General features: G+C 63.7%; 26 protein-coding genes and 1 pseudogene. 1 reads left to right on the top strand and 26 read right to left on the bottom strand.

Going from position 1 to position 24,402, the window contains the following annotated elements:
- The first annotated feature begins 313 nt into the window (after positions 1–313).
- Positions 314–1,297, top strand: a complete 984-nt coding sequence (locus B5F70_RS08675; RefSeq protein WP_087205178.1) for a D-isomer specific 2-hydroxyacid dehydrogenase family protein — start codon at positions 314–316, stop codon at positions 1,295–1,297.
- A 7-nt stretch (positions 1,298–1,304) separates the two neighbouring features.
- Here B5F70_RS08675 and B5F70_RS08680 read toward each other — a convergent pair whose 3' ends face one another.
- From B5F70_RS08680 to B5F70_RS08810, 26 genes and pseudogenes are all read right to left on the bottom strand, one after another.
- The gene (locus B5F70_RS08680; RefSeq protein WP_087205179.1) at positions 1,305–2,573 is read right to left on the bottom strand and encodes an MFS transporter; all 1,269 of its coding nucleotides are present in this window, start codon (positions 2,571–2,573) and stop codon (positions 1,305–1,307) included.
- Between the two features lie 117 nt (positions 2,574–2,690).
- On the bottom strand, positions 2,691–3,410 hold the full coding sequence (locus tag B5F70_RS08685; RefSeq protein WP_158094972.1) for a TetR/AcrR family transcriptional regulator: 720 nt from the start codon (positions 3,408–3,410) through the stop codon (positions 2,691–2,693).
- 70 nt (positions 3,411–3,480) lie between these two features.
- Positions 3,481–3,966, bottom strand: a complete 486-nt coding sequence (locus tag B5F70_RS08690; protein ID WP_158094973.1) for a GNAT family N-acetyltransferase — start codon at positions 3,964–3,966, stop codon at positions 3,481–3,483.
- 354 nt (positions 3,967–4,320) lie between these two features.
- The gene (locus tag B5F70_RS08700) at positions 4,321–5,601 is read right to left on the bottom strand and encodes a solute carrier family 23 protein (protein WP_087205183.1); all 1,281 of its coding nucleotides are present in this window, start codon (positions 5,599–5,601) and stop codon (positions 4,321–4,323) included.
- 234 nt (positions 5,602–5,835) lie between these two features.
- Positions 5,836–6,108: an HPr family phosphocarrier protein gene (locus B5F70_RS08705; RefSeq protein ID WP_087205184.1), complete on the bottom strand. Its 273-nt coding sequence runs from the start codon at positions 6,106–6,108 to the stop codon at positions 5,836–5,838.
- Positions 6,109–6,156: 48 nt separating this feature from the next.
- The gene (locus B5F70_RS08710; RefSeq protein ID WP_087205185.1) at positions 6,157–6,828 is read right to left on the bottom strand and encodes an RDD family protein; all 672 of its coding nucleotides are present in this window, start codon (positions 6,826–6,828) and stop codon (positions 6,157–6,159) included.
- Positions 6,825–7,370, bottom strand: coding sequence for a hypothetical protein (locus B5F70_RS10800; RefSeq protein WP_206383539.1), 546 nt, complete (start codon positions 7,368–7,370; stop codon positions 6,825–6,827). The genes B5F70_RS08710 and B5F70_RS10800 overlap by 4 nt, the downstream gene beginning before the upstream one ends.
- Complete coding sequence (locus tag B5F70_RS08720) at positions 7,367–7,846, bottom strand: HTH domain-containing protein (protein WP_158094975.1); 480 nt, start codon at positions 7,844–7,846, stop codon at positions 7,367–7,369. Before B5F70_RS08720 ends, B5F70_RS10800 begins: the two co-directional genes overlap by 4 nt.
- A gap of 440 nt (positions 7,847–8,286) precedes the next feature.
- Complete coding sequence (gene rplX / locus B5F70_RS08725; protein WP_087205187.1) at positions 8,287–8,610, bottom strand: 50S ribosomal protein L24; 324 nt, start codon at positions 8,608–8,610, stop codon at positions 8,287–8,289.
- An 18-nt stretch (positions 8,611–8,628) separates the two neighbouring features.
- On the bottom strand, positions 8,629–8,997 hold the full coding sequence (gene rplN, locus B5F70_RS08730) for a 50S ribosomal protein L14 (RefSeq protein WP_087205188.1): 369 nt from the start codon (positions 8,995–8,997) through the stop codon (positions 8,629–8,631).
- A gap of 86 nt (positions 8,998–9,083) precedes the next feature.
- Positions 9,084–9,347 (bottom strand): 30S ribosomal protein S17, encoded by a 264-nt coding sequence (gene rpsQ, locus B5F70_RS08735; RefSeq protein ID WP_087205189.1) that lies wholly within the window; start codon positions 9,345–9,347, stop codon positions 9,084–9,086.
- A gap of 16 nt (positions 9,348–9,363) precedes the next feature.
- The gene (gene rpmC / locus B5F70_RS08740; protein ID WP_087205190.1) at positions 9,364–9,579 is read right to left on the bottom strand and encodes a 50S ribosomal protein L29; all 216 of its coding nucleotides are present in this window, start codon (positions 9,577–9,579) and stop codon (positions 9,364–9,366) included.
- A gap of 119 nt (positions 9,580–9,698) precedes the next feature.
- A pseudogene (gene rplP, locus B5F70_RS08745) lies at positions 9,699–10,088 on the bottom strand (50S ribosomal protein L16); the annotation flags it as partial.
- The gene (gene rpsC / locus B5F70_RS08750) at positions 10,088–10,798 is read right to left on the bottom strand and encodes a 30S ribosomal protein S3 (protein ID WP_087205192.1); all 711 of its coding nucleotides are present in this window, start codon (positions 10,796–10,798) and stop codon (positions 10,088–10,090) included. The gene rpsC and the pseudogene rplP, both read right to left, overlap by 1 nt.
- A gap of 6 nt (positions 10,799–10,804) precedes the next feature.
- Positions 10,805–11,176: a 50S ribosomal protein L22 gene (gene rplV / locus B5F70_RS08755; RefSeq protein WP_087205193.1), complete on the bottom strand. Its 372-nt coding sequence runs from the start codon at positions 11,174–11,176 to the stop codon at positions 10,805–10,807.
- 14 nt (positions 11,177–11,190) lie between these two features.
- Positions 11,191–11,451: a 30S ribosomal protein S19 gene (rpsS, locus tag B5F70_RS08760; RefSeq protein WP_006720289.1), complete on the bottom strand. Its 261-nt coding sequence runs from the start codon at positions 11,449–11,451 to the stop codon at positions 11,191–11,193.
- 29 nt (positions 11,452–11,480) lie between these two features.
- Positions 11,481–12,311, bottom strand: a complete 831-nt coding sequence (rplB, locus tag B5F70_RS08765; RefSeq protein WP_087205194.1) for a 50S ribosomal protein L2 — start codon at positions 12,309–12,311, stop codon at positions 11,481–11,483.
- Between the two features lie 173 nt (positions 12,312–12,484).
- Positions 12,485–12,772: a 50S ribosomal protein L23 gene (gene rplW, locus B5F70_RS08770; protein WP_087205195.1), complete on the bottom strand. Its 288-nt coding sequence runs from the start codon at positions 12,770–12,772 to the stop codon at positions 12,485–12,487.
- The gene (rplD, locus tag B5F70_RS08775; protein WP_087205196.1) at positions 12,773–13,399 is read right to left on the bottom strand and encodes a 50S ribosomal protein L4; all 627 of its coding nucleotides are present in this window, start codon (positions 13,397–13,399) and stop codon (positions 12,773–12,775) included. It lies immediately after the preceding gene.
- A gap of 50 nt (positions 13,400–13,449) precedes the next feature.
- Positions 13,450–14,070, bottom strand: coding sequence for a 50S ribosomal protein L3 (rplC, locus tag B5F70_RS08780; RefSeq protein WP_087205197.1), 621 nt, complete (start codon positions 14,068–14,070; stop codon positions 13,450–13,452).
- Between the two features lie 501 nt (positions 14,071–14,571).
- Positions 14,572–14,880, bottom strand: coding sequence for a 30S ribosomal protein S10 (gene rpsJ, locus B5F70_RS08785; RefSeq protein WP_087205198.1), 309 nt, complete (start codon positions 14,878–14,880; stop codon positions 14,572–14,574).
- A 66-nt stretch (positions 14,881–14,946) separates the two neighbouring features.
- A complete protein-coding gene (gene fusA / locus B5F70_RS08790; RefSeq protein WP_087205199.1) occupies positions 14,947–17,070 on the bottom strand; it encodes an elongation factor G in 2,124 nt (707 codons plus the stop codon).
- Between the two features lie 21 nt (positions 17,071–17,091).
- Entirely contained in the window at positions 17,092–17,565 is a 474-nt protein-coding gene (gene rpsG, locus B5F70_RS08795; protein ID WP_087205200.1) for a 30S ribosomal protein S7, read from the bottom strand.
- A gap of 71 nt (positions 17,566–17,636) precedes the next feature.
- Positions 17,637–18,011 (bottom strand): 30S ribosomal protein S12, encoded by a 375-nt coding sequence (gene rpsL, locus B5F70_RS08800; protein WP_087205201.1) that lies wholly within the window; start codon positions 18,009–18,011, stop codon positions 17,637–17,639.
- A 591-nt stretch (positions 18,012–18,602) separates the two neighbouring features.
- Positions 18,603–19,577 (bottom strand): DUF559 domain-containing protein, encoded by a 975-nt coding sequence (locus B5F70_RS08805; RefSeq protein ID WP_087205202.1) that lies wholly within the window; start codon positions 19,575–19,577, stop codon positions 18,603–18,605.
- Positions 19,578–19,923: 346 nt separating this feature from the next.
- Positions 19,924–24,396 carry a DNA-directed RNA polymerase subunit beta' gene (locus B5F70_RS08810; protein WP_206383540.1) on the bottom strand — a complete coding sequence of 1,491 codons (4,473 nt, stop codon included), beginning with the start codon at positions 24,394–24,396 and terminating at the stop codon, positions 19,924–19,926.
- Between the last annotated feature and the right edge of the window lie 6 nt (positions 24,397–24,402).

Here is a 24,402-nt window from a genome sequence, read left to right on the forward strand (position 1 = left end):
CTGAAGGCCTTCCGCGAGGGCGGCCGGACGGTGTACGATACGATCAGGGGCCGCAGGGAGCGGCTCGGGCTGGCCGCCTAGGCCTGTCCAAGAAATTGTCCGCATCCCCCGGGGGCGCAAAAGTGGCGTATCCGCACACGGGAACATCGCGGGGGCCGCGGGCGGCGGGGCGCACGGCCGTTGCACCTCAGCAGGGCAATTCTCAGGGCTGATAGAATCGTCGGCGGCGTTGTACGATGTGCGCCGTAGTCTCGGGCCCGCGGGCATTCCGCGGTGCCGTGACCGCGAGAGCTACCCATGAGAAAGGACCGTCATGAAGCTGTTCGCCTTTGCCCTTCGCCCCTATGACGAGCTCGGATTCATGAAGGAGCTGAGCCAGGAGCTGGGCTTCGAGTTTGGTTGGACCACCGAATACCCCTCACTGGAGAACGCCCATCTGGCAGAAGGGGCCACCGCTCTCTCCATCCTCACCAACCCCATGACGCCCGAGCTGCTCGATCGCTACCACGACATGGGCATCCGGGCCATCGCCACGCGCTCCATCGGCTACGACCACATCGACCTGACGCACGCCCATAATCTCGGGATGCGCATCGGCCACGCCGCCTACCCGCCCGAGGGGGTGGCCAACTACGCCATCATGCTCATGATGATGGGGCTCCGTCGGGTCAAATTCATTCTCAACCAGGCGGCTGTGCAGGATTTCTCGCTGGAGGGCAAGCTCGGCCGCGATATCTCGTCATGCACCGTCGGCGTGGTGGGAACCGGCGCTATCGGCGCGTGCGTCATCCGCCATCTCACGGGCTTCGGCTGCCGCATCCTTGCCGCGGACCCCTATCCCAAAGACGAGCTGCGCGATATTGCCACCTATGTGGACCTGGACACGCTACTCGCCGAATCCGACGTCGTCACGCTGCACACCCCCGCCCTGCCCGAGAACATCCATATGATCGGGCGCAACGAGTTTGCGCTCATGCGCCCGGGCACCGTGCTCGTCAACGCCGGCCGCGGCTCGCTGGTCGACACCGCGGCGATGATCGATGCCTTGGAGTCGGGCCATCTGGGCGGCGCGGCGCTCGACACCATCGAGCACGAGGACAACCTGTACTATCTCGATAAGAGCCGCGAGATCCTGCCCAACCGCGACCGCGCGCTGCTCATGTCCTTCCCCAACGTCATCGTGTCGCCGCACATGGCGTTCTACACGCACGACGACGTGCAGGGCATGGTCTACAACAGCACCAAGGCGCTTCTCGCTTTTAACCGCGGCGAAGACTCGCCGTTCGAGGTGCGCTAGCCGAGGGCTATCGCCGCTGTCGGGCCAAGGCGCGCGCGAGCGCCGCTGCGACGGCGGCCATCGCAGCGGCCGCCAACAGGGCGGACACCCATCCGGGCACCTGGTCGAACATCACGCCGTAGACCATCTGCCCTGCCGGGGTGGCAAGGTTCGCCGCTGTCATAGCGAGCGCCATCACCTTGCCCACGAGCATCGCGGGGGCCTCGCGCTGCAGGTGCGACGTCACCGCGATGGAGAGCGCCGTGCAGCAGGCCATGATCCACATCACGCACGCAACGATCGCCGCAAAGGCGGGCAACGGGGCCGGTCGCGCTGCCAGCGCCCCCGCCATAACGAGAAGCCCGGCGACCGACACCGCCAGGAGCCGGGGCACCGAATAGATGCCGAAGCGCCCCGGCATGAGCGCCACGACGCATCCCCCTGCGAGGCCGCCTACGGCAAGCGCCCCCTGCGCCACGCCCATAAGCTGATTGGAGAGGCCGAGCGTCTCGGTCACCACATAGGGCGTGCCAACATTGATGAATGATGCCCCGAACAAGTTGACGAGCGTCGCCGCTGCGACGGTCTGCCACAGCACGGGACGCGAGCGCATAAAGCCGACGGCATCCCTGATATCGGAAACCGCCGTTGCGACAACGCCCTGGGTTCGTGCCGGCGGCTCGTAGGGAATGCGCACGAACAGCGCCACGAGCGCACAGGAGACGGCAAACGACGCCGCGGCCGCCGCGACAATCGGCACCAGGCCAAAGAAACCGAAGATAAGCCCACCCACCACCGGCCCCGCGATACCGGTGATCATACTCACCTGATTGGCGACGGCGGTCGCCTGCGTGATGCGCGCGGACGCCACCACCAGGGGCACCGCGGACTGCACGCAGGGGTGATAGATCGCCTGGGCGGCGAATGCGATCATGAGCACACCCACGGTAAGGGGAACGAGCGCCTCAGAGGAAGCCAGTGCGAGGTACCCTGCCATCACGAGCGCCAACAGGGCGTCGGAGGTCATCATCACCCCGCGCTTGCGCGTGCGGTCTGCAAGTATCCCGCCCACAGGGGACAGCCCCACGTAGGGTATGAATCCCGCCGCGAGCACCATGCCGTAGAGCGTCCCCGAACCCGTCAGGTTGAGCAGGTGGAGCGGCAGCACGAACTGCAGGATCTCAATGCCGAGCAACGAGAACACCTGGGAGGCGACTATGGCGCGAAACCCCGGCGTGAACAACCTGTCCCCCCTATCCGGCCCCAACCCATTCCGATACGCCGCGTGTCCCATCATCTATCCTTTCTCTTAATCATACCTACGGTTGGTATGTATATTGATGCGAAAGAAAGCCGCATCTTGCGGCCGTCTTTCGAGAACCCGCCTCCATCGTCGCGAAGACGCGCGGTTGCCTCAACCAACCTCCGGTTGCATTTCTTGCGGGCAACCGGGGGTTTCCTCCCCCTTCCAGCTCTTCCAGGGGACATCCGCCGCGAGCTTGCCCAACCGGTCGGCTGAAAGCGCCTCCCAATCCACGATGTCCACGCCCAGCGCATGCATCACGCGCAGGAACACCTCGACCCGGCGCTCGTAGGCACCCTCATCGGCAAGCGGGTTGAACAGCGGCACCATCCACAGGTTTGCGAGCAGGAGCATCACCTCGGCGGTCTCGCGCGGATGCGTCGCGGCGATCGAACCGTCCGCCATGCCCTCCCGAATGGCCGGCTCGATAAAATGGTGCGCCACATCGAGGACGTCGAGATACTCGCGCGCGAGGATACGCGCGCTCTGAAGGGGGTCGGAAGAGGGGCGCATGGCACCCCACATCTCGGCCGAGGGCCCCGCCGCCGACGCTTCGTCGAACGCGCGGATCTTCTCGAGACCGCTCAGGCTCCGGTCGGCCATGATCTCCTCGGAGCGTGCGACGACCGTCTGGTTCGCCCGCGCGAACACGGCCTCGAAGACCTCGTCCTTGCTTTTGAAGTGGTGGTAGACCGCACCTTTGGTGAGCCCGCCGAGCCCCTCCACGATGTCGGCCATCGTGGTGTGCTCGTAGCCCTTGGTCATGAAGAGCCCCTCGGCAACGTCGAGGATCTTCTTGACGGTCTCCTCAGGATATTTGTTGCGCGCCATAGGTGACCTCCGTACCAGCGACGATTCAAACATACCATGAGTATGTATCGATGGCAAGGCACCCAGCCGCCTACGGGCGCAGCTCCGCCTTCCCGACCACCGGCCAGCGCTCGGCATATCCACGGTACTCCTCGGCACCGCAGACGAGGTCGATCTGATGCATGCAGAAAACGACTTCGGGCTTTTTGGGGAGCCATCGCTCACGGTAGGCATAACGGGGCGTCATGCCGCAAGCGATCATCACCGCCCCGCTACGCGGGTTGTCGATGTCGTGCGTCGCCGTCAGGCGGGAATACCCCTGGCGGCGTGCCCACGAGATGACCGCGCCGAGCGCCTCGCGCGCATAGCCGAGCCCCCAGCTCTCCCGGCGCAACGCATAGCCCACATCGCGCGCCTCGCCGGGAGACACCTCGATAAAGCCCACAGGTTCAGACGAGCCCCACTCGCAGATAGCCCACCGGGCGTCGAGCGGACCCTCGGCGTCGCACGCGGGGGCATCGGCGGTGGCAGCTGAAAGCGAGCTCGCTGTCTCGTCGGCGCGGCGATACCATGACAAGAACTTCTCCTCAAGCAGGCGCGCGACTGAGCGTCTTATCAGAAACGGTCTTAAGGTAGCGCCGAGGCTCGTTGAACCGCACGGGCTGAAACTCCATCAGGCAGTAGAGGATCACCATCTTGTACTTGCCTTGGATGAGCGAGAGCGTACTGCGCGCAACTTGCGGAATGGCAGAAAAACGCTCCGTCGCGCCGCGCCAATACACAACGAGTGGTTTTCTGCCATCGTGAGACCCCTTAGGGGTTGCAGACGGCAGAAAACCACTCGCGATCATATCCGCCAAAAGCGGGTGCAAACATATCGAACCGATCGAGGGCCGCGGTAAAACCTTGCACGACCCCGGCTGCGCTCACCTTAAGCGGATTTCTCTCCCTCGGTGGCACCGCCGCCCGGAAGGATCAGGTTGAGCAAGATGCCCGCCAGAGCAGAGGTGGCCATGCCGGGGAGCGTGTAATCGCCGATGGGGATCGAGATGCCGCTCGTCTCCATGCCCACACCGACGATGATGACGACCGACGCGATCATGAGGTTGCGGTTGACGTCGAAGTCGACCCGGTTGGACACGAGCATGCGCAGGCCGTTGGATGCGATGAGACCGAAGAGCAGAAGGCACACGCCGCCCATCACGGGACCGGGGATGGACTGGATGAGCGCCGCGAGCTTGGGGCAGAAGCCACCGATGACGAGCGCGAAGCCGCCCGCGTACCAGAAAATCTGCGTGGAGTAGACGCGCGTGACGCTCATGACGCCGATGTTCTCGGCATAGGTGGTGGTGGGAGGACCGCCGAGGAAGCCCGAGATCATGGTGGAGATACCGTCGCCGGCAAGCGAGCGCGGCAGCATCTGACGGTAGTCCTTGCCCACAATCTCACCGACGGCGAGCAGGTGCCCGATATGCTCGATCACCACGACGACAGCGACCGGCGCCACCAGCGCGATCGCGCCCATATCGAAGCGCGGCGCCGAGATGTTGGGCAGGCCGATCCACGCGGCCTCGGCAACGGGGGCGAAGTCCACCAGTCCCAGCGGTACCGAGACAAGGTAGCCCACGATGATGGCGAGCAGCACCGGGATGGTGCCGAAGATGCCGCCCATGCTGGAGAACACCACGGCCGCCACGAGCGTGATCGCCGCGACGACGGCCCCGAGACCGTAGAACACCGTGGAGCCGTCCGCCAGGTCCTGCATGAAGGCCATGTCAACGGCGGTGGCAGAAAGCCCCACGCCGATCACGACCATGACCGACGCCACGAGCACGGGCGGGAGCAGCCGGTCGAGCCAGCCGGTGCCCACAAGGCGGATGATGCCCGCCACGGCGAGGAACACCATACCCGCGACCACGACGCCCGACATGGCGGCGTCGAGCCCCTGCGTGGCGCCGACGGCAAGGATCGGGCTGATGAAGGCAAACGAGCTGCCCAGGTAGCTCGGAATCTTATTGCCCGTGACGAGCAGATAGCAGATGGTGCCGATGCCCGAGCACATGATGGCCACGTTGGGATCGAGCCCGGTGAGGACGGGCACGAGCACCGTCGAGCCGAACATGCTCATCATGTGCTGGATACCGAGCGGAATGGCGCGACCGACCGATACGCGGTCGTCGACGCCGATGACCTCTCGTTGATGATGTGCCATAGAACCCCCTTTTCGCAATGTGCGGAGCCCCTGCGGCGCGCACCGCCCCATCATCGCACAAGCGACGGCAGGACGCCATGGGGAGCGCAGGCTATAGGGTACAGAGCGCCGAGGGCGGGGTCCCCGGTGAGACGCCGAGGGCTCCGGCTGCCCTTGGCGACCGGGCCCGCGCCCTCGCGCGAAGCCGCCGTCTCCAAAGGCCGCCGGAGCCCCGGTGCCGGAATGTATCTGCGACTACTCGCCGCAGCCGTCCTCCAAAAGCTGCACGAGCTCGTCGACGGCCTTCTCCTCGTCGGCGCCCTCGGCGGCAATCTCCACCTCGTCGCCCTGCTTGGCGGCGAGCATCATGATGGAAAGCATCGAGGTGGCGTCGAGCGCAGAGCTCGCCTTGGTGATGTTTCGGATGGTCACCTTGGACTCATAGGCGCCCGCCTGCTTGGCGAACACGGCGGCGGGGCGGGCATGGAGACCCGACGCGTTCACGATGGTAGTGGTCTTGGAATACATGTGCCGTCCTTCCGGTTTTAGGGGCAGCGCGGCCCCAAACGAACTAGCTTACGAGATGCGGGCCACCACGCGGGTGCCCGCGGCGAAATCATGTATCGCCCGGTGCTGCGGACGATAGAGCGCCAGAAACGCGGAGACGAGCGTGATGCCCACGCACGCGATGGACCACGGGGTGGCGACATCGATGCGGATGATAAGCGTCACGAGCTCCCGGATGAACCGCCCGGTGACGAAGGCGTTGCCCTCCAGCAGAAAACCGATGACGCCGTAGCGCACGGCAAGTGCCCCCAGCGTGGGCAGCGAGCCGTCCATGGCGCGGATCTCCAGACCCAACAGACGCTTGCCGAGGGTCTGGCCCGGCGTGATGCGGGCGGGAACCCACACGTAGTAGAAAAGGCCGGCCAAGAGGCAGAGCACCCCCGCGAGCACGCCCCACCACATCGAGTGGCCGAGCGCCTCGAACACATAGAGATCGGAGTAGAAATCGGTGCGCCGCGTGACCGCGCTGTAGAGGAGCACCGCCGGAACACCCGTCACCACGCCGCCGGCGGCCCAGTCGATGGCATAGGCCGCGAATCGGCGCAGGGTGGAGACCTGCGTGCTTACCGCCTGGGCCCGCGCGGGCAGCCTCTCCTCTGCGGGGCGGGGCGTAAGCTGCGCGCTTGCGCCGGATGCGCCACCCTCGTGGCGTCGGTTACGTTTCTTGCGCTTCTTGCTCACCGGTCGCTTCCCCCCTTCTCATAGAGGGCGTCGAACGCCATCTTCATACGCGCGAGCCCCTCCTCGACCTTGGAGCGCGGGCCGCCGATGCACATGCGCAGGTAACCCAGACCGCCCTCGCCATACGTCTCGCCGGGCATGATCCCGACGCGCCCCACGTGCACGAGCGCGTCCTGGATCTCGGCCGAGGTGAACGGCACCCGGCGCGCGTCTTCCAGGCTGTCGACGTCCACGAGGCAGGTGGACAAGATGAGCTTGAGGGAGCGACGGTCCGCCTCGGAAAACGTCACCAGATAGTTCTCCTCGATGGCGCCCAAGATGTCCTCCGTGACGCGGTCGACCTCCGAGGTGGTCTGACCAGCCACCGGATAACCGCTGTCGAACGCCGGAAAACGGTTGAGGCAGCGCTCCAGGGCGATGGCGATGTGGAGGATGAGATTGGAAAGCGAGTAGCCGTTTATGAAGAACCCCTCGCGTTTCAAGCGCTCGTCGATGGCCGCGCGAAGCTCCTTGATGTCGATATCAGGAAAGTAGACGTTCACCAGCTCCAGCTGATTGAAGAAGTCTCGGGTCTCGCCTCACCAGCAACGAACAGTTGCCCCGCACGCGTGCGCAGGGCCACGTCACTTGCCGAGAGGTCGGCGTTGATGGCCTGGATCTCGTTCTCGAGTGTCGTCAGGGAGATGCACAGCTCCTGCGCAAGCTCATCCACCGAGAGCTCGTTGTGGCGCATGAGGAGCTGGCAGAGGATGCGCGGGCGCCGCTCCTGCGCCGTCTGGGGCACGCCCGAGACGCCGGCGGTGGCAGACGAAAGCAGGTCGTCAACCGCTTGCGCATCACCGAGACGGTACCCGTGCGAGCTTGAGATGACGATGCCGGGGTGGGACTCGTTCAGATGGGCGACGGTCGTCTTTACGGTGCGCGCGGAGCACCCCAGCGATGTGGCGAGCGATGCGGCCGTAATCCACGTGCCGCTCTGCTCGAGCAGCATCACTAGCCTGCGCGCGCGATCATTCATAGCGCCGTCCCCCCTTCTGCATAGGACCTCCGTATATCCATCAAGATAGTCGACCGTGCACACAGAGTCTTCACTTGAGATTGCACCGCTCCGGTGAAACATCCCGGCAACGAGCATGAGGGAACTTGATCAAGATATCGAGTACGCGCGAAAACGGATGCACTCTCCGCGACCGTATCTTGGGTCACCGGGGCATAGCGGAGCGATGCTTCACAGGAAACCGCGTTAAGGACACCTTTTCGAGTCCAAGGGTGGCCTAAGCGCGGGTTCCTTGTTGAGGGGATGGGAAGCGTCCCCCGGTACCCTCCGCGCCAGTTGGATCGTACGCAGTCGGACCCACATCGACCTTGGCACCACCCCGCAGCATGAAAAAAGCCCCGCCGCTTACGCGACGGGGCAAGGCAACCTCGAGAAGGTTGTTGGCGATTGGGGAAATTCGCTTAGAACTCGGCGCCGCACTTCTTGCAGACGCGAATTTTAGTCTTGTGACCATCAAGCTCGCCGGACTTGCGACCAACGCGGGTGGCAGCCCCGCACTTGGGGCAGACGAGCATAGCGTTGGAGACGTCGATCTTGGCCTCCTGCTCGACGATGCCGCCCTGCTGGTTCTGCTGGTTGGCGCGGACGTGCTTCTTAACGATAGCGACGCCCTCGACCTTGATCTTGCGCTCTGCCGGATAGGCGCGGAGCACGGTACCCTGCTTGCCGCGATCCTTGCCGGAGAGAATCTTGACGGTGTCGCCCTTCTTGATGGACATACCCATAGCTGCTCTCTCCTTTCTTTACAGGGTCTCGGGAGCAAGCGAGACGATCTTCATGTACTTCTTGTCGCGGAGCTCACGCGCCACGGGCCCGAAGATACGGGTGCCGACGGGCGAGCCGTCGTTGTTGATGAGGACGGCGGCGTTGTCGTCGAAGCGGATGTAGGAGCCGTCCTTGCGACGGACCTCCTTCACCGTGCGGACGACGACGCACTTCACGACGTCCTTCTTCTTGACGTTCGCGCCAGGGGTCGCCTCGATGACGGAGGCGACGAAAATGTCGCCGATGCCTGCATAGCGGCGCTTGGAGCCACCGAGCACCTTGATGCAGCGCACCTTGCGCGCACCGGAGTTATCGGCGACGTTCAGCACGGTTTGCATTTGAATCATGGTAGTTCCTCCGAACTTGAGACCGGTGAGAGGTGCGCTCGCACGCTCGCGGTGCACATCACCGGCATGAACGTAGCTAAATCAGCTTACTTAGCGCGCTCGATGATCTCGACGAGACGCCAACGCTTCATCTTGGACAGAGGACGGGTCTCCATGACGCGAACCTTGTCGCCGAGGCCTGCCGTGCACTCCTCGTCATGAGCGTGAAGCTTCTTGGTGGTGGTCATCATCTTGCCGTACTTGGGGTGACGCTTGCGCTCCGTGGTCTCGACAACGATGGTCTTGTTGCCGGAGATGGAGACGACGACGCCCTGACGGACCTTGCGCTGGTTGCGCGTAGTGTCACTCATGTTCTCTCCTTGCGATCTACTCGGTGGCAGCGGCCTTCTCCGCTGCGATCTCGCGGGCGCGCTGCTCCGTGAGGATGCGGGCGATGTCCTTCTTCACGGTCTTGACGCGGGCGGTGTTGTCCAGCTGGCTGGTGGCCATCTGGAACCGAAGGTTAAAGAGCTCGGCTCGGGTTTCCTTCAGCTTCTCAGCGAGCTGATCGTCGGAGAGCTCACGAATCTCTGCGGGCTTCATTACTTATCCTCCTCGGCAGCGGCAGCGGCGGCGTCCTTGGCGGCCCACTCGGCCTCCTTGGCCTCCTCGGCCTCAATCTCGGCCTCGGCGCGCTCCTCGGCGTCCTTAGCGATGACGATCTTGGTCTTGATGGGGAGCTTGTGCTGCGCCAGGCGAAGCGCCTCGCGAGCGATGGGCTCGGTAACGCCGGAAATCTCGAACATGATGCGGCCCGGCTTGACGACGGCCACCCACTCCTCCGGGTTGCCCTTACCGGAGCCCATGCGGGTCTCCGCGGGCTTCTTGGTGATGGGCTTGTCGGGGAAGATGGTGATGTACACGCGGCCGCCACGACGCATATAACGGGTCATGGCAACACGGGCGGCCTCGATCTGGCGGTTGGTGATCCAGTGGGCCTCGAGGGCCTTGAGGCCATACTCACCGAAATGCAGCTCGGTATTACCCTTAGCCTGGCCCTTCATGGAGCCACGCTGCACCTTACGGTGAAGAACACGCTTAGGGGCAAGCACTACTGACCCCTCCTCTCGGAGTTACGGCGACGGGGGCGACGCTCGCCCTCGAGCGCAGGGTTCGGAACGGGCTGGCCGGGGAGCTTCTCACCCAGGTAGATCCAGACCTTCACACCGCAGGCACCCATGGTGGTGTGCGCAACGGACGTGCCGTAATCGATCTTGGCGCGCAGGGTGTGCAGCGGCACGCGACCCTCGCGGTACCACTCGCGACGACCCATCTCGGCGCCGCCGAGACGACCGGAGCACTGGATACGGATGCCCTTGGCGCCCGCCTTGCTCGCGGACTGCACGGCCTTGCGCATGGCGCGACGGAAGGCGACACGGCCCTCGAGCTGCTCAGCGATGGACTGGGCGACGAGGGTGGCGTCGAGCTCGGGGCGCTTGATCTCGATGACGTCGACCGAGAGCTGGCCCTTGGAGACGCCGGCGACCTTCTCGAGCTCGCCGCGGAGCTGATCGATCTCGGAGCCCTTCTTGCCAATGACGATGCCCGGGCGGGCGGTGTAGATGATGACCTTCACCTTGTCGCCGGCACGCTCGATCTCGGTGCGGGAAACGGCGGCACGGGCGAGGCGCTTGGCGATGAACTTGCGAATCTCGAGGTCGTTGCCGAGCGTCTTCGCGTAGTCCTTATCGGCGAACCAGCGGGAGCGCCAGTTCTCGGTGATGCCAAGACGGAAGCCGGTGGGATAGACTTTCTGACCCATGGCGCTTTACGCCTCCTTTCGAGGAGCGACGACGATGGTGATGTGGCTCATGCGCTTCAGGATGCGGGAAGCGGAGCCCTTGGCGCGGGGACGGATGCGCTTGAGCGTCGGGCCCTCGTCAACATAGGCAGCGGCAACGACGAGGTCGTCAGCGCGCATACCGTTGTTGTGCTCGGCGTTGGCCACAGCGGAGCGCAGGACCTTCTCCACATCCACGGCGACGGCGCGCTCACAGAAGTGAAGGATGTCGAAGGCCTGGGCCACGGACTTGCGGCGAATGAGGTCGACCACGAGGCGAGCCTTGGACGGAGACACGCGCACGTACTTGGCGACGGCGCGGACCTCGCGGGTCTCGGTATCGGTAGCTTTAGTTGCCATAGATTAGAAACCCCCTACTTGGCCTTGTGGCCACGGAACGTACGGGTGGGCGCGAACTCACCGAGCTTGTGACCAACCATGGACTCGGTGACGTACACGGGGACGTGCTTGCGGCCGTCGTGAACGGCGATCGTGTGGCCGACCATCTCCGGGAAGATGGTGGAAGCGCGCGACCAGGTCTTGACGACGTCCTTCTTGCCGGCCTCGTTCATCGCGATGATACGCGAGAGCAGGCGAGCTTCTACGAACGGTCCCTTTTTGAGACTTCTGCTCATATCTTCTATCTCCTAATTCTCGGTATCGACTACTTCTTGCGACGACGGATGATGAGGCTATTCGACGTCTTCTTCTTCTTGCGCGTGCGATAGCCCTTCGTCGGCTTGCCCCACGGCGTCACGGACGGGCGACCAGAGGTGTGGTTCTTGCCCTCGCCACCGCCGTGCGGGTGGTCGACCGGGTTCATGACGGTACCACGGACGGTCGGGCGCACGTTCATGTGACGCTTACGGCCGGCCTTGCCGATCACGATGTTGGCATGATCGGCGTTACCGACCTCGCCAACCGTGGCGCGGCAGGTAATGAGCACGCGACGCATCTCGGAGCTCGGCATGCGGAGGATGGCGTACTTGCCCTCCTTGCCCATGAGCTGGCAGGCGGTGCCGGCCGAGCGGGCGATCGCGGCGCCCTTGCCGGGCTGGAACTCGATGGCGTGGATGAGCGTACCCACGGGGATCTCGGACAGCGGAAGGGCGTTGCCCGGCTTGATGTCGGCGCCCTCGCCGGAGAGGACCGTGTCACCCACGGTCAGGCCCTTGGGGGCGAGGATGTAGCGCTTCTCGCCGTCCACGTAGTGGAGAAGAGCGATGCGCGCGGAGCGGTTCGGATCGTACTCGATGGTCGCAACCTTGGCGGGCACGCCGTCCTTGTTGCGCTTGAAATCGATGCGACGATAACGACGCTTGACGCCACCACCCTGGTGACGCACGGTGATGCGGCCGTTGTTGTTGCGGCCGGCCTTCTTGGGCAGCGGCTCGAGAAGCGACTTCTCGGGCGTGGTGCAGGTGATCTCCGAGAAGTCGGAAATCGTCTGCCAGCGGCGGCCCGCGCTGGTCGGCTTAAGGTGCTTTACAGCCATTACCTATCCCTTTCATCTCTATCCGCTCGCCACCGCATCAGGGATTCGGGGTCTCCCCCGGGGTGCGGTGACACCGGATTACCACGGTACCGGGCGTGTCTATGTTTTGTGCCCGGACCTTCAGCCTTCTCCGCCTCCCTTGCGGGAGGCCGAGAACCTAAATGAGCGATCTTCTAGGCCTGGTTGCCGAAGATCTCGATCGTCTCGCCCTCTTTGAGGGTGACAACGGCCTTCTTCCACTGACGCGTATAGCCGGCGATGTAGCGCACGCGCTTCTTCTTGGGCTTCACGTTGATGGTGTTGACGGACTCGACCTTCACGGAGAAGAGCTCCTCGATGGCGTCCTTGATCTGGTACTTGTTCGCGCCGCGAGCGACCTCGAACGTGTACTTGTTCTGCTCCATCAGGTCATACGAGCGCTCCGACACGATGGGGCGGATGATGATGCTGTGGGCGTCCATTTAAGCAAGCACCTCCCCAAAGTGAGTCGCAACGTCGGCGGGCATGAGGATGGCGCCGTTGTTGAGGATGTCGTAGGTGTTGGCCTCATCCGGCGTGATGATGAAGGTACGCGGGATGTTGCGGAACGAGAGGTACGCGTTGATATCGTCCTCGCGCACGATGATGGTGAGGCGCTTGCCCTCAAGACCGAGGTTCTTGAGCAGCGCGACGGCGGCCTTGGTGGACGGCTTCTCGAAGCCGTAGTCGTCAACGAGCACGAGCTCGTTGTCGCGCACCTTGGCGGAGAGGGCCGAGCGCATAGCGAGCTTGACCTCCTTGTTGTTCATACGCTTGGCGTAGGAACGGGGCTTCGGGGCGAAGACGACGCCACCGTGACGCCACTGGGCGGCGCGGATGGAGCCCTGACGGGCACGGCCGGTGCCCTTCTGGCGCCAAGGCTTCTTGCCGCCACCGGAGACCTCAGAGCGGCCCTTGGCCGACTGGGTACCGGCGCGCCAGCAGGCCTGCTGGCACTTCACGATGTGATGCATGATGTGGATGTTCGGCTCGATGCCGTACACCTCAGCGGCGAGCTCGGTCTCGGCGACCTTCTTGCCCTCGCTGTTCTTGACTTCAAACATAGCCATGTTCTGTTCTCCTTGGTATGACGTGACTTACGTACGTTGGTCGGTAGCGTTTACGCCATACGGATGGCGACCAGAGCGTTCTTGCCGCCAGGGACAGCGCCCTTGACAAGCATGAGGTTCTGCTCGGCATCGATGCGGACAACGGAGAGATTCTTCACGGTCACGCGCTCGTTACCCATGTGACCGGCCATCTTGACGCCCTTGAGGACGCGCGCCGGGTAGGCGCACTGGCCGATGGAACCGGGGTGACGCTTGAAGTGGGAGCCGTGGGTCATAGGACCGCGGCGCTGACCCCAGCGCTTGATGCGACCCTGGAAGCCCTTACCCTTGGAAGTACCGATGACGTCAACCTTGGCAACGTCAGCGAAGTCGGCGACGGTAACGACCTCGCCCACCTTGTGATCCTCGCCGTTCTCGACGCGGACCTCGCGGAGGTAGCGGACCGGCTCGACGCCAGCCTTGTCGAAGTGACCCTTCATGGGCTTGTTCACGCGCTTGGCCTTGATGTCGCCGAAGCCGATCTGGACGGCGTCATAGCCATCGGTCGCCTGAGTTTTAACCTGCGAGACGGCGCAGGGGCCAGCCTGGATGACGGTGACGGGCACGACGTTGTCGTCTTCGTCCCACACCTGGGTCATCCCGATCTTACGGCCGAGAATCATGCTGATCATTCAATGATCCTTACCCTCTGTGGTCTTGGGACCGTGTGAGCGCCCCTTGCGCTCACCCCCAGCGGACCACTCCTGACGAGCGTGTCCCATAGTTTGCGGTTCTCCTCACTCGGCGCCCGCGCAACCCATTTAAGCAGGCACTTTGAATCGGCAGAATCCTCCCTATGAAGGCACGATTGATTAGTATACACGCCTCCGGGCGTGTTCATAGCGTCTACATATTGAAATTTGCAGGTCAACGCCGCTGTGACATATTGGTCGAGAGGGGCTCCCCGCATCCCCGCCAGAGATGCGCTGCGCGGAATCTCTGGCGGGGATGCGGGGAGCCCTTTGCTCGTCAACCTCAGCGCCGCTGCCTATAACAGTAAGGAGCCTATATTCCCTGCGTGCGTTCTCATACAGCAAGAGCCCCTCGATTTGCTAAGCCAATGTTTTGCGAAGCGTACATTGGCGTGCAAACCGAGGGGCTCCTCAGTGCGTATATGATCTATCGACTAAGGCTTAGAGCTTGATGTCGATGTCCACGCCCGCGGGCAGGTCGAGGCGCATCAGCGAGTCGACGGTGCCGGCGGTGGGGTCGAGGATGTCGATGAGGCGCTTGTGTGTGCGCATCTCGAACTGCTCACGGCTGTCCTTGTCCTTGTGCGGCGAGCGGATGACCGTGTAGAGGTTGCGCTCGGTGGGCAGGGGGATGGGGCCGGAAACGCGGGCACCGGTCTTCTGGGCGGTGTCGACGATGAGCTTCGCGGACTGATCAACGACCTCGTGATCATAGCCCTTGAGGCGGATCCTGATCTTCTGGCTAGGCAATTGAAACCTCCAATAATCGCGCGAGGCTATACAACTCGCGGCGAAACCTATAGTGCGAGCGTGCCTTTACGCGTTGCCACCGGCCTTGGCGATGACCTCGTCGGTGACGGACTTGGGCGCCGGCTCATACGAATCGAACTGCATGGTGTAGCTCGCGCGGCCTTGGGTCTGCGAACGCAGGTCGGTCGCGTAGCCGAACATCTCGCCCAGCGGCACCTTGGCGCGAATGACCTTGTTGCCGGAGCGGTCGTCCATACCCTCGATCTTGCCGCGACGACCGGACAGGTTGCCCATGACGTCGCCCATGTACTGCTCGGGCGTCTCAACCTCAACGGCCATCATCGGCTCGAGCAGGATCGGGTCGGACTTCTTGAGGGCGTCCTTGATCGCCATGGAGCCGGCGATCTTGAACGCGGCCTCGGAGGAGTCGACCTCGTGGTAGGAACCGTCGAAGAGGGTCACCTTGACGTCGACCACCGGGTAACCAGCGATGACGCCGGTCTCGAGCGCCTCCTGAATGCCCTTGTCGATCGAGGGGATGTACTCCTTCGGCACGACGCCGCCGACGATGGCGTTGACGAACTCGTAGCCGAAGCCCTCCTCCATCTTCTCGAGCTTGATGACGGCATGACCGTACTGGCCGCGGCCGCCGGACTGGCGGACGAACTTGCCCTCAGCGCGCTCGACATCGTGGCCCGGGGCCTCGCGGTAGGCAACCTGCGGCTTACCAACGTTTGCCTCAACCTTGAACTCGCGAAGCAGACGGTCGACGATAATCTCCAGGTGCAGCTCGCCCATGCCGGCGATGATGGTCTGGCCGGTCTCGTGGTCGGTGCGCACGGTGAAGGTCGGGTCCTCCTCGGCGAGCTTGGCAAGCGCCATGGACATCTTGTCCTGCTCAGCCTTGGTCTTGGGCTCCACGGCAACATCGATAACGGGGTCGGGGAACTCCATGGACTCGAGGATGATCTCGTGGCCCTCCTCGCACAGGGTGTCACCGGTGGTGGTGTTCTTGAGACCCACGGCGGCGAGGATGTCGCCGGCGAAGGCGCCGTCGACGTCAACACGCTCGTTGGCGTTCATCTCGAGGATGCGACCGAAGCGCTCGCGCTGGCCGTTGGTGGCGTTCACCACGTAGGAGCCGGCGTCCACGTGACCGGAGTACACGCGGAAGAAGGTCAGCTTACCGACGTAGGGGTCGGTCATGATCTTGAAGGCCAGGGCGCTGAACGGCTCGTTGAAGTCGGCCTCGCGGTGGTCCTCCTCGCCGGTGTCCGGGTTGGTGCCCTGCACGGGCGGAATGTCGAGCGGGCTCGGCAGGTAGTCCACGACAGCGTCGAGGAGCTCCTGAACGCCCTTGTTCTTGTAGGCGGAGCCCACGAGAACGGGGTTGAGCTCATTGGCGAGCACGCCCTTGCGGATGGCGGCCTTGAGCATGTCGACGGGGATCTCCTCGTCCTCAAGAACCATCATCATGAGCTCGTCGTCATACTCGGCGGCGGCGTCGAGCAGCTCAGAGCGCTTCTCAGCAGCGATCTCGGCAAACTCAGCCGGAATCTCGGCCATGGGCTCGGGGTAGGTCATGCCCTTGTCGTCGGCCTTGAAGTCCCACGCGGTCATGGTCACGAGGTCGATGACGCCCCAGAAGTTGTCCTCAGCGCCCATCGGGACCTGGATGGCCACGGCGTTGGCGTGCAGACGCTCCTTCATGGTGTCGATCGCGTGCCAGAAGTCGGCGCCGACGCGGTCGTACTTGTTGATGAAGGCGATGCGCGGGACGTTGTAGTTGCGGGCCTGGCGCCACACGGTCTCGGACTGGGGCTGAACGCCGGCAACGGCGTCGAACACAGCCACAGCACCGTCGAGGACGCGGAGCGAACGCTCGACCTCGGAGGTGAAGTCAACGTGGCCCGGGGTGTCGATGATCTGGATGCGGTACGCAGGACCGTTCTTCACGTCGCCGCCCTTGTGCCAGAAGCACGTGGTGGCAGCGGAAGTGATGGTCACGCCACGCTCCTGCTCCTGGACCATCCAGTCCATGGTGGCAGCACCCTCGTGCACCTCACCGATCTTGTGGGTCTTGCCGGTGTAGTACAGGATGCGCTCGGTAGTGGTGGTCTTACCGGCATCGATGTGGGCCATGATGCCGATATTTCGGGTCTCGGAAAGCTTGTACTTAGCCTTAGCCATGAGTATCAATTCCTCCCAGAATTACCAACGGTAGTGCGAGAACGCGCGGTTGGCCTCAGCCATCTTGAAGACGTCCTCACGCTTCTTCACGGAAGCGCCCACGCCGTTGGAGGCATCGAGAATCTCGTTGGCGAGACGCTCGGCCATGGTCTTCTCCTTGCGGGCACGCGAGAAGTTGACGATCCAGCGGATGGCGAGCTGGGTGGAACGACGGGAGTTGACCTCCATAGGCACCTGATAGGTGGCGCCGCCGACACGCTTGGGCTTGACCTCGAGCGTGGGCTTGACGTTCTCCATGGCCTTCTTGAAGACGGCCAGGGGATCGCCCTCGGACTTCTCGGCCACGATGTCGAAGGCACCGTAGACGACGCGCTCCGCGACGGACTTCTTGCCGTCGAGGAGGACCTTGTTGATGAGCTGCGTCACGAGACGATTGTTGTAGATAGCATCAGGCTGAATCTCGCGGCGCTGGGCTTTGGATGCACGACGCGGCATGTAAATCTCCTTTAAGTCTGACCGGGCCTTGGCTTCACGCTGCCCGGCGATAAACGATGGTGCAGGTTACGTTAGTTCTTCGGACGCTTAGCGCCGTAGCGAGAGCGGGACTGCTTGCGGTTGTTGACCGGAGCGCAGTCGTAGGCACCGCGGATGATCTTGTAACGAACACCAGGGAGGTCGCGCACACGGCCGCCGCGGATGGCGACGATGGAGTGCTCCTGGAGGTTGTGGCCCTCACCGGGGATGTAGGCCGTGACCTCGATACCGTTGACGAGGCGCACACGGGCGACCTTACGGAGAGCCGAGTTCGGCTTCTTGGGGGACGTGGTGAACACGCGGGTGCACACGCCGCGCTTCTGCGGGTTGTGCTGCAGTGCCGCGTTCTTGGACTTCGCGGGCTTGGACTTGCGGCCCTTGAGGACCAGCTGGTTGATAGTAGGCAAAGCTAACTCCTTCTCAATACTCCAGCTATTGAATAAAAGGTGCAACGGCTAGCCCCGGGGCGTCAGCATCCACCCACGAAACAGCAAGTAGCAAGTTTACGCTCGCAGGCGCTCGTGTCAACAGACCACGGCGCCGGGCGTATCGGTATTCAGGCTCGATTCCGCGGAATCTTCACATTGCCGCATCCTCTATCGATGCAGTTCGACCCTCGACGCACGATACCTGACGGGTAGCGCGGCGCGTGCGCCCAGGATGACTCGGTATACGCACCCCCGACCTCCCAACCGTACATTGACGCGTACATTGCCGCGCGTTTTGCCCGGGCCCCGGGACATTTCTCGCGGCAAAGAACCCGTCAATGTACGCGCGAATGTACGGTTGGAGAAAGCGCTGGTAGCGGGCTGCACATTTTCCCTCGCAATGTACGCTCAGCCCCGTCTTGGCTCCCGCAGGTCCCATTTCAGTACATTGCGCGCGATATTGCACCGAGGCCCCGGCAAAAGGTCGAGCAATGTACGCAGCGATGCGCGCGCGTGAAACTGGGCGCACGACAACCCGTTTCGCATGCCACCGTGCCAACGCGGATGCCTCTACTTCAACCACGCACGCAAGACGAATCTCCGCAGCTCCTCCTGACGGTCCGCAAAATCGGGTGGGAACCTCGAGGCACGCAAGCCCACCTGCACGCAGATCTTTTCTAGGATGCGTCGATAGCTTGCCTTGTCAAACAGTGCCCAGCGCCAGATGCGCACCACGTGATACCCCATGGCGTCAAGGGCGTTATCGCGCTCGCCGTCCTCCACCTGACGCCGTTCCTCCTCATGGCGCATCCCCATGTATTCGATCAGAAGGCGAGCCGATTCGATGTAGACGTCGGCATAAAAGCAGCCGCGGCGGGTCATGCGCCGCGCACTTGTGGCAATCGCGATGCGCCGATCCATACGCACGCCGCGGATACCGAGACCACCCAGGCGCTTGGGCAGGACGAGCGTCATGGTTGTCGACGTCTCCATAGGGCTCCGCGACCCGTCGCGCGTGTAGCGAGCGGCCCAAAGCGCTTTGGTCGCGCCGCGGGAACCGCTCATCGCCCGAAAGAACGACTCCAAACTCGCCACGTTAGCAAGGGGCGCGGCATCGCGATACTCCCCGCCCTCCTCAAACGGCAGCGCATAAGATCCACAGAGTTCAAAAAAGTATTCTACAAGCTCAAGCCGGCTCAGAGACTGGGCGGCAAGCAGGGCGCAAAACCGTGGATCAACCGCGAATATCCCAGCATCGAGCTGCACCAGCGATTGGGGCGGAAGCTCTATTGCACACACATGGCAGCGCACGCCCGCCCTGCGCCGCCGCTCCTTTTGGTGCGAGACCAGAACGTCGATGGTTTCGAGCATCTGATCAGGCACCCCATAAGACGCCAGCAGCGTCCGGGCACGGGCGATGTCGGTCTCCTGCGGGGCCCCGGTCTTGAGCGGACGCGCCGTTTGGGGAAACGTTGGCATGCTTGAGGGACGCGCGGGCGCGCGATACAACTGGAGCGCGGTGCTATGTGAGAGAACGATACTCATGGAACCATCGTCGCACGGAACCGAGCAACACCGACGGGATTTCGAGAAAGTCGATGCGCCGTCCAACCAATCGCTGGCACCGAATCTGACCGCACCGTCAGATTGTTGCCAGCTCTTTTAAAAAGCTCGTCAGAAACCGGTTGGAAAATTATTGAAGCTGTTCAATCCGACATGACATCTGGAGACCGGCGTGAGGGCGGGCCAGCCCGGCCGAGCGTTCGCCATGAGTATAGCCAGCCCGCACGGCGCCTACGCCGTCCGTGGCACGAACGACATACCAAAGCGGCCCGCCTCCCTCATGGGAAGCGGGCCGCCGTCAGCAGGCTATGGATGCGCGCGCTTGGACTTAGCCGATCGTGTCCTCGTCGTCAACGTCATCGGTGTCGACGAGCTCGTTCAGCAGCGCGTCGAGCGAGGCCATGTCCTCGTTGATGACGTCGGACGAAGTGCTCGATGCGGACGAGTCGGCAGGTGCCCCGAGCATCTCCTCCTCGGAGTCGAGATGGTGGCGCGGGGCGCTCGTGCCGAGCAAGATCTCGTCCGGGCCGTCCGGCGAGAACACCATCTGCAGCAGCTGGGAGAGGTCCTCGGCGTCCGCCTTGTCGTTGTCGTTCTCGAGAATGTACAGCAGGTTGTGCTGCTCGAGACCGGCGCGGAGCTCCTCGATCGCCTTGTGGCCGATGCCGTCGATGCGGAGCAGGTCCTCCTCGGACTTGCCCACGAGGTCGCCGACCGTCTCGATGCCGACCTCGCTGAACTTGTTGGTCCAGCGCTGGCTCACGCCGAGGTCGTCGAAGAGGTACAGCTTGGCCTCGTCGGCCGTGACCGTGCGGCCGTTGCGGGTGAAGGACCCGTCGCCGCCGCCGAGGTCGTCGTAGCCGGCCCAGTCGACTTCCTGCGGAAGCTTCTCGTCGAGCTCCTTGAGCGCGTCGGGCGCCCAGTCGGGCAGGCTCTTGGCCTGGGGGCTCGTCGGACCGTCGATGGCCTGGTAGCCGTCGGCCGTGCGGTAGGTAAGCTGCGCGTTGGCGTAGGGCTTGAGGCCCGTGCCCGCGGGGATCTTCTTACCCACGATGACATTGCTCTTGAGGTCGAGCAGGTGGTCGACCTTGCCCTCGATGGCGGCCTCGGTGAGGACGCCCGCCGTACGGATGAACGACGCGGAGGAGAGCCAGGAGTCGATGGACGCGGCGACCTTGAGCGTGCCCAGGATCGCGGGCTCGGCCGCCGGGGCCTGCTTGCCCTCGCGGGCGAGGCGCTCGACCTCGTCGGCGAACTCGTAGCGATCGACGTACTGGCCGAGCAGGTACTTGGAGTCACCGGGGTTGGTGATCTGGACGCGACGCAGCATCTGACGGGCGATGACCTCGATGTGCTTGTCGTTCAGGTCGACGCCCTGCGAGGTGTAGACGTCCTTCACGCTCTCGACGAAGGTGTGCATCGTCGACTCGATGTCGGTGAGCTTGCGGAGGTTGCGGAAGTTGACGAAGCCCTTGGTGAGCTGGTCGCCGGCGCGCACCTCGCAGCCGTCCTCGATGCCGGGCATGAAGCGCACCGATGCCGGGACGCGGATCTCGTCGATGATGCGGGTCGCGTCGTCGATGTCGGTGATGGTGAGGACGTACTCGCTCTTCTCGGGCTTGATGGAGAGCATGCCCGAGTGCGGCGCGAGGTCGGCCTCGCGGCCGAGGATCTTCTCGTTGACGTTGCCGACGACGTCGAACATACGGCCAACCGTCGGGAGGCCCTGGGTGATGTCGTCGACGCCCGCGACGCCACCGGAGTGAATGGTACGCATCGTGAGCTGCGTGCCGGGCTCGCCGATGGACTGCGCGGCGATGATGCCGACGGCGGTGCCGATGGCGACCGGGCGACGCGTGGAGAGGTCCCAACCGTAGCACTTCTGGCACACGCCGTACTTGGAGCGGCAGGTGAGGAGCGCGCGCAGCTTGACCTTCTTCATGCCGGCGTCGAGCATCTTCTGGATGTCGGCAGCGCTCTCGATGTACTCGTCCGCATGGAAGAGCACGGTGCCATCCGGCGCCACAACATCCTCGATGAAGCAGCGGCCCACGAGGTCGGTGTTGAGGTCGCCCGACTCGGGCAGCGTGAGCTTGTAGGTCACGCCCTCGGTCGTGCCGCAGTCCTCCTCGCGGACGATGACGTCCTGCGCCACGTCGACGAGACGACGGGTGAGGTAACCGGAGTCCGACGTGTGCGACGCGGTGTCGACGAGGCCCTTACGGGCGCCGTAGGTCGAGATGAAGTACTCGAGCGGCAGCAGGCCTTCGCGGAAGTTCGCCTTAATGGGAAGGTCGATCGTCTCACCGGACATGTCCGCCATGAGGCCGCGCATGCCGCCGAGCTGACGCAGCTGGGTCTTGGAACCACGGGCGCCGGAGTCGGCCATCATGTAGAGCGGGTTCTCGTCGTCGAACATGGCGAGCATGAGCTCGGACACCTTGTCGGTCGCCGCGGTCCAGGCGTTGACGACCTCGGTGTGGCGCTCCTGCTCGTTGATGAAGCCCTCTTCGAAGTACTCGTTGATCTGGTCGACGTCGGCCTGGGTCTTCGCCAGGATCTCGGGCTTCTCCTCCGGGATGAGCGCGTCCCACAGCGAGATGGTGAGACCGGCACGCGTCGCGTAGTGGAAGCCGGTGTACTTGATGTTGTCGAGGATCGGCGCGACCTCGGACGACGGATAGCGGTCGCAGCAATCGGCCGTCAAGCGCTTCACGTCGCCGGAGTTCATCTTGTAGTTGATGAACTCGTAGTCGGCGGGCAGGCACTGCTCGTTGAAGATGATGCGGCCGATGGAGGTCTCGAAGCGCGCGGTCTTGGAGCCGGTCACGTCGAGCTCGACGATGTCGCCGCGGCCGTTGTTGATGCGGAAGAGGTGCGCTCCGTCCTCGGTGATGACGTTGGCGTCGGCGGCGCTCACGCGGACCTGGATCTTGGCCTGAAGGTCGATCTCTGTGCGGGCGTCGTAGGCGTTGAGGGCGTCGGCGAAGCTCGCGAACACGTGGCCCTCGCCCTGCATGCCCTCGCGCATCTGCGTGAGGTAGTACACGCCGATGATCATGTCCTGACGCGGGGTGTTGACGGGCTTGCCCGATGCCGGCGAGCGGAGGTTGTTGCTCGAGAGCATGAGCACGCGCGCCTCGGCCTGAGCCTGGAGCGACAGCGGCACGTGCACCGACATCTGATCGCCGTCGAAGTCCGCGTTGAAGGGCTCGCAGACGAGCGGGTGCAGGTGGATGGCCTTACCCTCGACGAGCACGGGCTCGAAGGCCTGGATGGAAAGGCGGTGCAGCGTAGGTGCGCGGTTCAGAAGCACGAGGCGGCCGTCGATGACCTCCTCCAGGATGTCCCATACAAAGCTGGCGGAGCGGTCGATGGCGAGCTTGGCGCCCTTGATGTTCTCGACCTTGCCGAGCTCGACCAGGCGCTTCATCACGAAGGGCTTGAAGAGCTCGAGCGCCATGGTCTTGGGCAGGCCGCACTGGTGGAGCTTGAGCTCCGGGTCGGTAACGATGACCGAACGGCCGGAGTAGTCCACGCGCTTACCGAGCAGGTTCTGGCGGAAGCGGCCCTGCTTGCCCTTGAGGGCCTCGGCGAGGGACTTGAGCGGGCGCCCGCCACGGCCCACGACCGGACGGCCGCGGCGGCCGTTGTCGAAGAGCGCGTCGACGGCCTCCTGCAGCATGCGCTTCTCGTTGTTGACGATGATCGCCGGGGCGTCGAGGTCGAGCAGGCGCTTCAGGCGGTTGTTGCGGTTGATGACGCGACGGTAGAGGTCGTTCAGGTCGGACGCGGCGAAGCGGCCGCCGTCGAGCTGCACCATCGGGCGCAGATCGGGCGGAATGACCGGAATGACGTCGAGGATCATGTTCGCTGGATCGTTATGGCCCTTCAGGAACGCGTCCACGACCTCGAGGCGCTTGACGGCCTTCTCGCGCTTCTGCTTCTGGCCGTCCTCGTCGGCGATGATGGCCTTGAGCGTCGCGGCCTCGGACTCAAGGTCGATGGCCGAGAGCAGCTCGCGGATGGCCTCGGCGCCCATGTCGCCGTCGAAGTACATCGAGTAGTAGCGCTTCATCTCGCGGAAGAGCGGCTCGTCGGAGATGAGGTCGCGCTCGTGGAGCTTCATGAAGGCGTCGAAGGCGTCCTGGCGGAGCTGCTTCTCGTCCTTCGTCTCCTCCTCGATGTCGATGATGCCGGCGGCGATCTCCTCCTGGGTGAGCGGCTCCTCGTCGGAGAACTCGTCGAAGTTCTCGGGGTTACCCTGCTCCTTCAGGCTCTCGATCTGGCGGGCGCACTCGGCGTCGAGCTCCTCGAGGTCGGCCGCGAGCTCCTCGCGCAGGTCGTCGGCGTCGGCATCGCGGGCCTCGTAATCAACGTGGGTCACGATGTAGCTCGCGAAGTAGAGCACCTTCTCGAGGTCCTTGGACTTGATGTCCAGAAGACGGCTCATGGGGAAGCTCGTGGGGCTCTTGAAGTACCAGATGTGCGACACCGGCGCGGCGAGCTCGATGTGGCCCATGCGCTCGCGGCGCACCTTGGCCGTCGTCACCTCGACGCCGCAGCGCTCGCAGACGATGCCCTTGAAGCGAATGCCCTTGTACTTGCCGCAGGAGCACTCCCAGTCCTTGGCGGGACCGAAGATCTTCTCGCAGAACAGGCCGTCCTTCTCGGGCTTTAAGGTGCGGTAGTTGATGGTCTCGGGCTTCTTGACCTCGCCGTGGGACCAAGAGCGGATCTGGTCGGCGGAGGCGAGCGAGATCTTTACCGCGTCAAAATCAGTAGCTTCGAAATCTGCCACAGTCAA

Origin of the sequence: Collinsella sp. An268, assembly GCF_002159765.1 — a bacterium.
GTDB lineage: Bacteria > Actinomycetota > Coriobacteriia > Coriobacteriales > Coriobacteriaceae > Coprousia.